Source organism: Photobacterium sp. Hal280 (genome assembly GCF_037162255.1).
Classification (GTDB): Bacteria; Pseudomonadota; Gammaproteobacteria; order Enterobacterales; family Vibrionaceae; genus Photobacterium.
The window spans coordinates 1970771-1983447 of sequence record NZ_JARLUO010000005.1; the positions used below are offsets into that span (position 1 = coordinate 1970771).

At 50.0% G+C, this 12677-nt stretch carries 9 protein-coding genes and 1 pseudogene; 5 read left to right on the forward strand and 5 right to left on the reverse strand.

Going from position 1 to position 12677, the window contains the following annotated elements:
- Window positions 1-41: 41 nt before the first annotated feature.
- The 5 genes and pseudogenes from cmk to gyrA all read right to left on the reverse strand — a co-directional run bounded on the left by cmk (window position 42) and on the right by gyrA (window position 6622).
- Window positions 42-734 (reverse strand): (d)CMP kinase, encoded by a 693-nt coding sequence (gene cmk, locus P4S53_RS18425; protein WP_337113825.1) that lies wholly within the window; start codon window positions 732-734, stop codon window positions 42-44.
- Window positions 735-883: 149 nt separating this feature from the next.
- Window positions 884-2167 (reverse strand): 3-phosphoshikimate 1-carboxyvinyltransferase, encoded by a 1284-nt coding sequence (gene aroA / locus P4S53_RS18430; RefSeq protein WP_337113826.1) that lies wholly within the window; start codon window positions 2165-2167, stop codon window positions 884-886.
- 80 nt (window positions 2168-2247) lie between these two features.
- Window positions 2248-2406: a hypothetical protein gene (locus P4S53_RS18435; RefSeq protein WP_337113827.1), complete on the reverse strand. Its 159-nt coding sequence runs from the start codon at window positions 2404-2406 to the stop codon at window positions 2248-2250.
- A 253-nt stretch (window positions 2407-2659) separates the two neighbouring features.
- Window positions 2660-3740, reverse strand: a pseudogene (serC, locus tag P4S53_RS18440) (3-phosphoserine/phosphohydroxythreonine transaminase).
- Window positions 3741-3979: 239 nt separating this feature from the next.
- The gene (gyrA, locus tag P4S53_RS18445; protein ID WP_337113828.1) at window positions 3980-6622 is read right to left on the reverse strand and encodes a DNA topoisomerase (ATP-hydrolyzing) subunit A; all 2643 of its coding nucleotides are present in this window, start codon (window positions 6620-6622) and stop codon (window positions 3980-3982) included.
- 337 nt (window positions 6623-6959) lie between these two features.
- On the opposite strand from gyrA, the gene ubiG reads away from it, so the two are divergent.
- From ubiG to P4S53_RS18470, 5 genes are all read left to right on the forward strand, one after another.
- Window positions 6960-7670 (forward strand): bifunctional 2-polyprenyl-6-hydroxyphenol methylase/3-demethylubiquinol 3-O-methyltransferase UbiG, encoded by a 711-nt coding sequence (gene ubiG / locus P4S53_RS18450; protein ID WP_337113829.1) that lies wholly within the window; start codon window positions 6960-6962, stop codon window positions 7668-7670.
- Window positions 7671-7847: 177 nt separating this feature from the next.
- A complete protein-coding gene (locus P4S53_RS18455; RefSeq protein WP_337113830.1) occupies window positions 7848-8564 on the forward strand; it encodes an HAD family hydrolase in 717 nt (238 codons plus the stop codon).
- Between the two features lie 343 nt (window positions 8565-8907).
- A complete protein-coding gene (gene nrdA / locus P4S53_RS18460; protein ID WP_337113831.1) occupies window positions 8908-11175 on the forward strand; it encodes a class 1a ribonucleoside-diphosphate reductase subunit alpha in 2268 nt (755 codons plus the stop codon).
- A gap of 53 nt (window positions 11176-11228) precedes the next feature.
- Window positions 11229-12362 carry a class Ia ribonucleoside-diphosphate reductase subunit beta gene (gene nrdB / locus P4S53_RS18465; protein ID WP_337113832.1) on the forward strand — a complete coding sequence of 378 codons (1134 nt, stop codon included), beginning with the start codon at window positions 11229-11231 and terminating at the stop codon, window positions 12360-12362.
- The gene (locus P4S53_RS18470) at window positions 12359-12646 is read left to right on the forward strand and encodes a 2Fe-2S iron-sulfur cluster-binding protein (RefSeq protein WP_337113833.1); all 288 of its coding nucleotides are present in this window, start codon (window positions 12359-12361) and stop codon (window positions 12644-12646) included. Before nrdB ends, P4S53_RS18470 begins: the two co-directional genes overlap by 4 nt.
- Window positions 12647-12677: the final 31 nt, after the last annotated feature.

Here is a 12677-nt window from a genome sequence, read left to right on the forward strand (position 1 = left end):
GAAAACAAAGTCAGTTATCATTCCTTGACACCGACATACCATCAGGCTGATTTCTCAGCCGACAATTTTTCTTCAATATGAGCCAGCGCCTGTTCGGTCACTTGCTCAATCGACAGATGCGTAGAGTCTAGCACTAAAGCATCTGCTGCGGGGCGTAACGGCGCAACAGCTCGGTTGCGGTCGCGATCGTCGCGCTCCTGAATTTCGCTTAAAAGACTGTCAAAGTTAACACTTAAGCCTTTTTGTTGCAACTGGTTCATGCGGCGCTTGGCGCGCTCTTCGGCGCTGGCATCCAGGAAAATTTTCACTTCAGCGTTCGGAAAAACCACTGTACCCATGTCACGGCCATCCGCAACCAGGCCAGGCTCTCCGTTAAATGCACGCTGGCGACGTAACAATGCTTCACGCACCCGGGGTAATGCCGCGACTTTTGATGCCGCATTGCCAACGTCTTCGGTGCGTAATGTGGAAGAGACATCTTCCCCTTCCAGAATCACTTTTACCAGTTCACCTTCAGCAATGAACTGCACATCCAGATGCGCAGCCAACGGAACCAAAGCGGCTTCAGAATCCAGTTCTACACCATGATGAATTGCTGCCAGTGCCAATACGCGGTAAATAGCACCGGAATCCAGTAAATTCCAGCCCAGCTTATCTGCCAACAGCATGCAAAGTGTTCCTTTACCGGCTCCACTTGGCCCATCAACAGTAATCACTGGTGCGTTTGTAGACATAGAATTCTCCGAATTTGTTAAACCTTCAGCAAACTTGCTGTTTCAACGCGGGCCGTATTATACGGTAAATTTGTCCTGGAGGCACTTCTAGTCGGGAAAAAATCACCCAGCCTTCAGCTGGGTGACAGGGACAAATCTGAGGAGGTGGATCAATGGCTTAATGCAGCCAGTTTGTCAAAGTAATCCGGGAATGTTTTCGAGGTACACTTGGGATCATTAATCGTCACCGGCGTATCTTCGCTCAGCGCCACTAAGGAAAAACACATTGCCATACGGTGATCGTCGTAGGTGTCGATAGCAGCATGCTGCAACTGCGCCGGCGGTGTGATGATAATGTAATCTTCACCTTCCTCGACTGTCGCGCCCACTTTACGCAGCTCTGTTGCCATGGCAGATAAACGATCCGTTTCTTTCACCCGCCAGTTATACACATTGCGGATAGCAGTGGGCCCTTCGGCAAACAATGCCGTTGTGGCAATCGTCATGGCGGCATCCGGGATATGGTTAAAATCCATATCCACACCGTGAAGTGTGCCGCGGCGGGCGATGACATAGTTATCACCCCACTCTATCTCAGCGCCCATAGCCGCCAGTGCTTCAGCAAACTGGGTATCGCCCTGGATACTGGATTTACCAATCCCGGTGACTTTCACAGCACCGCCTTTAATGGCTGCTGCAGCGAGAAAATACGATGCGGAAGAGGCGTCGCCTTCGACCATAAAATCACCCGGCGGCTGATATTGCTGGCCGCCTTTGACGATAAAACGCTGGTAATTATCGTTCTCTACCTGGACCCCGAATTGCGCCATGATGTGCAGAGTAATATCAATATAGGGTTTAGAAACCAGCTCGCCTTTGATGCGAATCACTGTCTCTTCTGAGGCCAGAGGTGCCGTCATCAGAAAGGCGGTCAGAAACTGGCTGGAAATCGAGCCATCAATCTCTACTTCACCGCCTTTGAGGTCGGTTCCCTTAATTTTCAGCGGCGGGAAACCCTCATTTTCGAGGTAAGCAATCTCCGCACCGGCACTGCGCAGCGCATCGACCAAATGGCCAATCGGGCGCTCTTTCATCCGCGGCTCTCCGGTCAGCACATACTCACCCGAGCCTAAGCTTAAGGCTGCAGCTAACGGACGCATCGCCGTGCCAGCATTGCCCAGAAACAACTCAAGCGGCTGTTTGGCGTGAAATGCCTGCCCCAAGCCCTGAACTTCACAGACGGTTTTGTCCGCTGAAAGCTGATACGAAACGCCCAGTTTGGTGAGAGCATTGAGCATGTGACGGATATCGTCACTGTCGAGCAGATTCGTCAGACGCGTCGTGCCGTTCGCCAGTGCCGCCAGCAAGAGGGCCCGGTTAGACACACTTTTGGAACCTGGCAGGTTCACTTCCCCGTCAATACGCTGAATGGGCTGTAAAGTTAAACTCTCCATTGGGTGATTTTTCTATCCTGTTGTATTTGCGTTTTCGCAGAGTAACTAATATTTCGAAGTGATGCTAGTCATCCCCGGGCTCAAAACGCGCTATCCCCCGCCAGACTGAGCCTGACAGGGGATAAACCCTGCTTGCGAAACCTTGTGACAGGGTCTTTTTCACTGGCTGAATCCCCCTGTTCATCCAAACGGCACTGGCTGACGGCCGAGCCATCGAAATAACATGCCAGTTCGCCCATTACCCGTCCAGTGTAACTTCAGGCGAACCGTTGAGCTCATCAGCAATTCAACGTCATTCGCAGACAACGTGTCATTATTATCCTGTGCTGTCCCTTCATGCTGAGCCGACCCATTGTGACCTCGGAAGGGTATTGTTACATCAGAGGCCAGCAAAGCATTTTTCTATCTGGTCTTTCAGAATGGGATGCTGACCGAAACAAACAAGCCGCCTTAAAAAAGGCGGCTTGTTTGTTTCGATCAGCAGGCGCTCAATCAGGCATTGTCGCGTTCGAATGCCGCCATGAAATCGACCAGCGCCTGGACGCCTTCTATCGGCATAGCATTATAAATAGAGGCCCGCATACCGCCAACCACACGGTGACCGGCCAGGGCTTTCAATCCCGCGGCATCCGCCTGTTGCAAGAAGGCTTTATCCAGTTCCGCATTTTTCAGCTGGAAAGGGACATTCATTAATGAACGGTTCGCCTGATGCACTTCATTGCGATAAAAATCGGACTGATCAATAAAGTCATACAGCAATTTCGCTTTTGCTTCATTGCGCGCTTGCATCACTTCTACACCACCGATGGCTTTCAGCCACTTGAACACTTCACCGGCCAGATACCAGGCAAAGGTGGGGGGTATTAAACATAGATTCTTTCTCTGCCAGCACTTTGTAATCCAGTATGCTTGGCAGGATGTCTTTGGCCAGCCCCAGTAAATCATCACGCACAATCACGATTGTCAGGCCTGCAGGGCCGATATTTTTCTGCGCCCCGGCGTAGATCACCCCGTACTGCGACACATCGATTTTGCGCGACAAAATAGTAGAAGACATATCGGCGACAATCGGCTTATCAGTCTGTGGCAGGTCACGGATCTCAATACCGTCGATTGTCTCATTCGGGCAGAAATGCACATAGGCGGCCTGTTCAGTCAGCGCCCAGTCACTCGCCGGCAGAACGGCTTTTTTGCCATCACGCTCGCACGTGATATCAATTACATTCGGCTGGCAGTATTTCTGGGCTTCATCGATAGCACTGTGTGCCCAGTAGCCGCCGTCAATGTAATCCGCCGTGGTGGCATCGCCCAGCAGGTTCATCGGCACGGCAGCAAACTGTGCCCGTGCACCACCGTGGCAGAAAAGAACATGGTAGTTGTCAGGTATAGCCAGCAGGTCACGCAAATCGCGCTCGGACTGTTCTGCTACCGCGATAAAATCTTTACTTCGATGGCTGATCTCCATGACCGAGGTTCCCAGACCATTCCAGTTCACCAATTCCTGTTGGGCTTTAACCAACACCTCTGCTGGCATCATTGCTGGACCTGCACAAAAGTTATAAACCTTATCCATGATGAGAAACATGCTCCTGCTTTGCGAAAATGTGGTGACCCTGTTATCAACATCATGAATAACTGGATCTGTGTTTTATTTTTTTACACCTTTCATTCGTTGCTGAAAACCTTTTTTGTTGAGTAAACAATAAAAAATACCGATAAGCGTCAGCGAAACAAACAAAAGAGGCATTTTGCTGAAAAAATGTTATAAAAAAACGCAGCTCTTGAGCTGCGTTTTTATGGTTAAGCGAACAATCAGTCTTCGCTGCTGTCTTTCGCTTCATCGCCTTCTTCAGGCACTACCGCATCGGTATCCGTTGTCACTTCCGCCACAACCTCTTCGCCGTCAACTTGCAGCAACTCGTCATCCTCAGGTTCATCAATACGCTGAAGACCAACCACTTGTTCATCTTCTGCAGTACGGATCAGGGTAACCCCCTGAGTATTTCGACCAACGCGGCTGACTTCTGCGACACGGGTACGAACCAGAGTACCGGCATTGGTGATCATCATGAATTCATCACCTTCCTGTACCTGAACCGCACCGACCACAGAGCCATTACGCTCGGAGACCTTGATGGACACAACACCCTGAGTTGCACGGCTCTTCGCTGGGTACTCTTCCAGGCTGGTACGCTTACCGTAACCGTTTTCAGTCACAGTCAGCACGTCACCTTCATTGCCTGGTACGATGAGCGACACCACTTTGTCGTCATTGGCCAGCTTGATACCGCGGACACCTGCCGCTGTACGGCCCATGCCACGTACTTGCTCTTCAGAGAAGCGCACCACTTTTCCGGCGGCAGAGAACAACATGATATCATTGCTGCTGTCCGTGATATTCACACCAATCAGTGAGTCACCTTCACGCAGGTTCACGGCAATAATACCGGCGCTGCGAGGACGGCTGAAATCCGTCAGCGGTGTTTTCTTAACCGTACCATCAGCGGTTGCCATGAAGATGAACTTATCTTCTTCATATTCTTTCACCGGCAGAATCGCGGTAATACGCTCATTCTCTTCCAGCGGCAGAATATTCACAATTGGCTTGCCACGTGCTGTCCGGCTAGCCTGCGGCAACTGGTAAACCTTCAGCCAGTACATACGGCCGCGGCTTGAGAAGCACAGGATGGTATCGTGGGTATTGGCAACCAGCAGGCGTTCGATGAAGTCTTCATCCTTCATGCGCGTTGCTGCACGGCCTTTACCACCGCGGCGCTGTGCTTCGTAATCAGCCAGCAGCTGATATTTCACATAGCCATGGTGAGACAAAGTCACCACCACATCTTCCTGTGTGATCAGATCTTCCAGATCGATATCGTGGCTGGCCGCTGTGATTTCGGTCCGGCGAACATCATTGAACTGCTCCCGGGCAAGCTCAAGTTCACCGCGGATCACTTCCATCAGGCGCTCAGCACTGCTCAGGATCAGCATCAGCTCTTCGATCTGAGTCAACAGACCTTTGTACTCGTCGAGAATCTTCTCGTGTTCCAGACCGGTCAGTTTGTGCAGACGCAGATCCAGAATGGCCTGTGCCTGTTGTTCTGTCAGGTAGTACATACCCTCACGAACACCCAGCTCTGCAGCCAGCCACTCAGGACGAGCCGCATCCACACCGGCACGTTCCAGCATGGCTGCCACGTCACCTAACTGCCATGGACGGGCCAGCAGGCCTTCACGGGCAATTTGCGGCGTCGCCGCCTGACGGATCAGATCGATGATTTCATCAATATTGACCAGTGCAATCGCCAGACCTTCCAGAATATGCGCACGCTCACGCGCTTTACGCAATTCAAAGATGGTACGGCGTGTCACGACTTCACGGCGGTGGTTCACAAAGCTTTCCAGCATCTCTTTCAGATTGAAAAGCTTAGGCTGGCCGTTTTTATCCAGCGCCACCATGTTAATACCGAACGTGGTCTGCAGCTGAGTCTGGGCATACAGGTTGTTCAGAACCACCTCGGCCACAGCGTCACGACGACACTCAATCACAATGCGCATGCCGTCTTTATCAGACTCATCACGCAGTGCACTGATGCCCTCGACTTTTTTCTCTTTGACCAGTTCCGCGATTTTTTCAATCAAACGCGCTTTGTTGACCTGATAAGGAATCTCGGTGACAACGATGGTTTCTTTACCATTTTTGTCTGATTCAATATCGGCTTTAGAGCGCATGTAAACTTTACCGCGCCCCGTTTTATAAGCGTCAATAATACCTTTACGACCACTGATCATCGCCGCTGTCGGGAAATCGGGGCCAGGTATATATTCCATCAGCTGGTCGATGGTAATTTGATCGTTGTCCATAAATGCCAGACAGCCGTCAATCACCTCACCCAGATTATGCGGTGGAATATTGGTCGCCATACCTACGGCAATACCGGATGCACCGTTCACCAGCAGGTTAGGAATTTTGGTTGGCAACACAGCAGGAATGCGCTCTGTGCCATCGTAGTTGTCAACAAAGTCGACCGTTTCTTTATCCAGGTCGGCCAGCAGTTCGTGAGCAATTTTGCTCATCCGCACTTCGGTATAACGCATTGCCGCGGCAGAGTCGCCATCAATGGAACCGAAGTTACCCTGGCCGTCAACCAGCATATAACGAAGGGAGAAAGGTTGTGCCATACGAACAATAGTGTCGTATACCGCACTATCACCATGAGGGTGATATTTACCGATCACGTCGCCCACAACACGGGCAGATTTTTTGTATGGTTTATTCCAGTCATTACCGAGTACGTTCATCGCGAATAGTACGCGGCGATGTACCGGCTTCAGGCCATCACGCACATCAGGAAGAGCACGACCCACGATGACTGACATCGCGTAGTCGAGGTATGAGCCTTTCAGCTCCTCTTCAATGTTTACCGGCGTGATCTCTTTTGCAAGATCGCTCATGGAGCCACTATCCCTCAGGTAGATTCTGTCGTATTTTTATACGTGCAAGGTGCGGGAATATAGCATATTTCCCACTTAATAGGCACACCTTTCAGTGCCTTTCTTGTGAGTAATTTTACGAATTGAAAATAAACTCTTGTCCTTCTTTGCAATCCATGGGGGGTCTTCCCGCCCTCAAGTGAAGGTTTTTAATACAGAAAGAACAACGACTGGCGAAAGATACACCTGCGAAACTGTATTTTCTTGCGGCAGACCTGGGTTAGGCAAACAAGCATTTCATGTCAGCCGTCTTTCGCTATAATGCCCGCTCTGACATCAATGGAAATGGCGAGCAATAATGACCAAGCAGTTAAATGTCGATCCGGCAGAAATCAGTAAATTTGAAGAAATGGCATCACGCTGGTGGGATCTGGAAGGTGAGTTCAAGCCTTTGCATCAGATCAACCCACTGCGCTTGAACTATGTGATCGACCATGCCGGCGGACTGTTTGGCAAAAAAATCCTCGATGTAGGCTGCGGTGGCGGCATCCTGGCCGAAAGTATGGCCAGAGAAGGCGCGGATGTCACGGGTTTGGACATGGGGAAAGAGCCATTAACGGTGGCTCGTCTGCATGCGCTGGAAACCGGCACTCAGCTGGACTACATCCAGCAAACGGTTGAAGAACATGCTGAACAGCACCCCGGACTGTACGACGTCGTCACTTGCATGGAAATGCTGGAACATGTGCCGGATCCCGCCTCTGTCATTGCATCCTGTGCCCGGCTCGTGAAGCCTGGCGGCCATGTGTTCTTTTCAACCCTGAACCGGAACATGAAATCCTACTTGTTTGCGATTGTCGGTGCCGAGCAGGTCATGAAACTGGTCCCTAAAGGTACGCATGATCACAAAAAGTTTATTCGTCCGTCAGAGCTGATGGCGATGGTTGATCTGACTGCGCTCGAAGACCGCCACATGACCGGCTTGCACTACAACCCGCTTACCGATACCTACAAGCTGGGCCGTAACGTGGACGTGAATTATATTCTGCACACAGTGAAACCAGAATAAACAGCCTGTCTCACTACAGCCAGGCTGGTCATTCCGGCCTGGCGACCTCCCCTTCTTCCGCGTTTCATCTAATGTCCGGATAAAACGCATCATCATACTGTTTTGCCGTTTTACTGATATGCTTTAAGCACACTCATTGTACTTACTTTATCAGCGCTTGGGAGAAGGATACGGCCTATGTGGGAATTCCGGATTGATGCTGTACTTTTTGACCTGGACGGCACCTTGCTTGATACCGCTCCGGATATGGCAAGGGCGGCTAACAGAGTGCTTGCAGATTACGATGTTCAGCCACTGACGTCAGCGCAAATCCAGGCGAATACCAGCTACGGTGCCAATGGCTTGATAAAAGCGGGATTTGGCACCATACCCGCACATCTGAACCCTTTGCATCTCAGGCAACAGTTCCTTGATTACTATCATGATGAAATTTGTTTAAAAACATCAATGTATGATGGTATTGATACACTTTTAAACTATTTGAACAAAAATAGAGTTCCATGGGGAATAATGACAAACAAACCTGAGTTTCTCACTCAGCGCCTGCTTCCCTACTTCCCTGTGTTGTCTGAAGCAGAAGTCGTCGTTTGTGGCGACACATTAGACAAAGCAAAGCCACACCCGGATCCGCTCTGGCATGCCTGCCAGCTGCTGAACATCCCACCTGAACGTTGCCTGTATGTCGGTGACATTGAAAAGGACATGATTGCCGCGCGAGCCGCACGCATGCCGGGTGCTGTCGCAGGCTGGGGATACATAGGTGATGAGCATCATCCCGACCTGTGGCAAGCGCAAGCGATCCTGTCTGAACCCGCCGCACTCATCCCCATACTGGAACAACATAATCGTAACGAAAGCGCCTTTTTTAACCAATCATGCTGCACGCAAAAATAGAGCGGAAAATCAGGAAAAATCAAGGAAAAAATTTTTTTCCGGCGGAAAAAACAGGTGCATTTTGTTTGCATTTTCCTATGACACTGGCAAGTCTGATGAAATAGGTGAGTACGCACTAACTATCCATTTTACATCCCCACGTTATCCACAAGCGGTCAAAAAATACCAGCTTGCAAATTCGTATCCTCACCACTATCTTGTTTGCCACATGGCTTAACACCCCAACATATAGTGTTTTGGTCTATCATTTTAAGTGTAACGAAGATCACAATCTTCTTTCACTTTTATAATAAAATTGCAAAAAAGCACTATAGATCAGGGAAAACTGGGAAAACGATTAAAAATGAATCAACAGCTAACTGTAACCAAGCGTGATGGACGCAAAGAACGCATCGATCTGGACAAGATCCACCGTGTCATTACCTGGGCCGCTGAAGGTCTGGAAAATGTGTCAGTGTCGCAGGTTGAGCTGAAATCTCATATCCAGTTCTACGATGGTATCAAAACAGAAGATATTCATGAGACCATCATTAAAGCAGCTGCTGACTTGATTTCGGAAGAGTCGCCAGATTACCAGTATCTGGCTGCCCGCCTTGCTATCTTCCATCTGCGTAAAAAAGCGTATGGTCAGTTCGAGCCACCGACACTGCTTGACCATGTCCGAAAAATGGTCGACAAGGGTAAGTACGACAAGCACCTGCTTGAAGATTACTCGGCTGAAGAAATGGCCGCGATGGATGACTATATCGATCACTGGCGCGACATGAACTTCTCATATGCTGCAGTGAAGCAGTTAGAAGGTAAGTACCTTGTCCAGAACCGTGTCAGCGGTGAAATCTACGAAAGTGCCCAGTTCCTGTACATCATGATTGCAGCGTGTTTGTTCAGTAAATATCCGAAAGAAACCCGTCTGGACTACATCAAGCGCTTTTATGATGCCGTGTCGCTGTTTAAGGTTTCCCTGCCTACACCGATTATGTCTGGTGTGCGCACGCCAACCCGTCAGTTCAGCTCCTGTGTCCTGATTGAATGTGATGACAGCCTGGATTCGATCAATGCAACCGCCAGCGCGATTGTTCGCTACGTTTCCCAGCGTGCGGGCATCGGTATCAACGCAGGTCGTATCCGTGCCCTGGGTTCTGAAATCCGTGGCGGCGAAGCTTTCCATACCGGCTGTATTCCGTTCTACAAGTATTTCCAGACCGCGGTCAAATGCTGTTCTCAGGGCGGTGTTCGTGGTGGCGCTGCCACCTTGTTCTACCCAATCTGGCACCGCGAAGTTGAATCTCTGCTGGTGCTGAAAAACAACCGTGGTGTTGAAGAAAACCGTGTCCGTCACATGGATTACGGTGTCCAAATCAACAAACTGATGTATACCCGTCTGATCAAAGGCGAGACCATTTCTCTGTTCTCACCGTCGGATGTCCCTGGGCTATATGATGCTTTCTTTGCCGATCAGGAAGAGTTTGAACGCCTGTATGTGAAGTATGAGCAAGACGACAGCATTAAAAAGCAGACCGTGAAAGCCATCGATCTGTTCTCTCTGCTGATGCAAGAGCGTGCGTCTACTGGCCGTATTTATATCCAGAATGTTGACCACTGTAATACACACAGCCCGTTTGACCCGGCGGTTGCGCCAATTCGCCAGTCTAATCTGTGCCTGGAAATTGCGCTGCCAACCAAACCGTTGACCAACGTTGAAGATGAAAACGGTGAAATCGCACTGTGTACGCTGTCTGCGTTCAACCTGGGTGCAATTGAGAACCTGGATGAGCTGGAAGAAATGGCTGAACTGACCGTTCGTGCTCTGGATGCCCTGCTGGACTACCAGGATTATCCGCTGCCAGCAGCTCGTCGTGCAACCATGAACCGTCGTACTCTGGGTGTGGGTGTGATCAATTTCGCTTACTATCTGGCAAAACACGGTGTGCGTTATTCAGACGGCAGTGCGAACAACCTGACCCACCAGGCTTTTGAAGCCATTCAGTACTACCTGCTGAAAGCGTCTGTCGGCCTGGCTAAAGAGCGCGGTGCTTGCCCGGCGTTCAATGAAACCACCTATTCGAAAGGTATCCTGCCGATTGATACCTATAAGAAAGATTTGGATAAAATCTGTGGTCAGGAACTGCGTTATGACTGGGATGCGCTGCGTCAGGAAATCATGACGCACGGCCTGCGTAACTCAACACTGTCTGCGCTCATGCCGTCTGAGACATCTTCTCAGATTTCTAACGCGACCAATGGTATTGAGCCACCTCGTGGTTTCGTCTCCATCAAAGCGTCTAAAGACGGCATCCTGAAGCAGGTGGTTCCTGAATACAATAAATACAAAGACAACTATGAGTTGCTTTGGAACATTGGCAGCAATGATGGCTACCTGCAACTGGTCGGTATCATGCAGAAGTTCGTCGATCAGGCGATTTCCGCGAATACCAACTACGACCCGAGCATTCAGCCAGGTGGCAAAGTGCCAATGAAACTCTTGCTCAAGGACCTGCTGACAGCGTATAAACTCGGCGTTAAAACTCTGTATTATCACAACACCCGCGATGGTGCTTCTGATGCGCAGGGCGATGTCGCTGCAGACGACTGCACCAGCTGCAAGATATAATCACTAACAAAAACAAATGGGAGCTTCGGCTCCCCTTTGATGCTGAGGACACAATGGCATACAGTACTTTCTGTAAAACTAACAATAACCCGCTGCATGAACCGATGTTCTTTGGTCAGCCGGTGAACGTTGCACGTTACGACCAGCAAAAGTTCGAGATTTTCGAAAAACTGATTGAAAAACAATTGTCTTTCTTCTGGCGTCCGGAAGAAGTTGATGTATCCAGTGATCGGATTAACTTCAACAATCTGCCTGAGCACGAACGCCACATTTTCATCAGTAACCTGAAATACCAAACCCTGCTGGATTCCATTCAGGGACGCAGCCCAAACGTTGCCCTGCTGCCACTGGTCTCGATTCCTGAACTGGAAACCTGGATTGAAACCTGGTCATTCTCAGAGACTATCCATTCGCGCTCCTACACGCATATTATCCGCAATATCGTTAACGATCCTGCTGTGGTATTTAACGATATCGTTGAAAATGAGCACATTATTAAACGCGCGGCGGATATTTCCCGTTACTACGACGAACTGATCCAAGGCACCAGTGATTATCACCGTATGGGTGAAGGCGAGCATGTGGTCAACGGTGAAACCGTTGTGGTCAGTCTGCACGAGTTAAAGAAAAAGCTCTACCTGTGCATGATGTCGGTGAATGCGCTGGAAGCGATCCGTTTCTACGTCAGCTTTGCCTGCTCTTTTGCCTTCGCTGAGCGTGAACTGATGGAAGGTAATGCCAAAATCATCAAGCTGATCGCACGTGATGAAGCACTGCACCTGACAGGCACTCAGCATATTCTTAATCTGATGCGTACCGGTCAGGATGATCCTGAGATGGCTGAGATTGCCCGTGAGTGCGAACAGCAGAGCTTCGACATCTTTAAAGATGCCGCAGAGCAGGAAAAAGAATGGGCAGAGTACCTGTTCAAAGATGGATCGATGATCGGCCTGAACAAAGATATTCTTTGTCAGTACGTGGAATACATCACCAACCTGCGTATGACGGCGGTTGGCCTGAAACCTGCCTATCCTGGCGCGACACAGAACCCGATTCCCTGGATCAACGCCTGGCTGTCGTCTGACAACGTTCAGGTGGCACCACAGGAAGCTGAGATCAGTTCATATCTGGTTGGTCAGATTGACAACGATGTCAGTGCTGACGATCTGGGTGACTTCGAACTATGAGCCGATTGACCATTACGGTTAACGGACAACAGGTTTCTGCTAACAGCGACGAACCCTTATTAGTTCAACTGGAACGCGCAGGTTTACAACCTGAGTACCAGTGCCGCAATGGAATGTGTGGAGCCTGCCGGTGCAAACTCACAGCAGGCAGTGTAGAGCAGCGCGAGGCAATGGCCTTTGTCGCACCGGGAGAAATCCTTGCTTGCCAGTCCGTGCCAACCTCAGATCTGAGTCTGGAGTTTGATTACCAGGTCCAGCTCTCTCAGTCTGCGGTGAACGAGTAACCCACCTCAGCGCTGAATACAGCTCAAGTTT

Excerpts from the sequence above, each read along its gene's own strand:
- nrdA (WP_337113831.1), top strand. The coding sequence starts at position 8,908 with ATGAATCAACAGCTAACTGTAACCAAGCGTGATGGACGCAAAGAACGC.
- nrdB (WP_337113832.1), top strand. The coding sequence starts at position 11,229 with ATGGCATACAGTACTTTCTGTAAAACTAACAATAACCCGCTGCATGAA.
- P4S53_RS18435 (WP_337113827.1), bottom strand. The coding sequence starts at position 2,406 with ATGGGCGAACTGGCATGTTATTTCGATGGCTCGGCCGTCAGCCAGTGC.
- aroA (WP_337113826.1), bottom strand. The coding sequence starts at position 2,167 with ATGGAGAGTTTAACTTTACAGCCCATTCAGCGTATTGACGGGGAAGTG.
- cmk (WP_337113825.1), bottom strand. The coding sequence starts at position 734 with ATGTCTACAAACGCACCAGTGATTACTGTTGATGGGCCAAGTGGAGCC.
- gyrA (WP_337113828.1), bottom strand. The coding sequence starts at position 6,622 with ATGAGCGATCTTGCAAAAGAGATCACGCCGGTAAACATTGAAGAGGAG.
- P4S53_RS18455 (WP_337113830.1), top strand. The coding sequence starts at position 7,848 with ATGTGGGAATTCCGGATTGATGCTGTACTTTTTGACCTGGACGGCACC.
- P4S53_RS18470 (WP_337113833.1), top strand. The coding sequence starts at position 12,359 with ATGAGCCGATTGACCATTACGGTTAACGGACAACAGGTTTCTGCTAAC.
- ubiG (WP_337113829.1), top strand. The coding sequence starts at position 6,960 with ATGACCAAGCAGTTAAATGTCGATCCGGCAGAAATCAGTAAATTTGAA.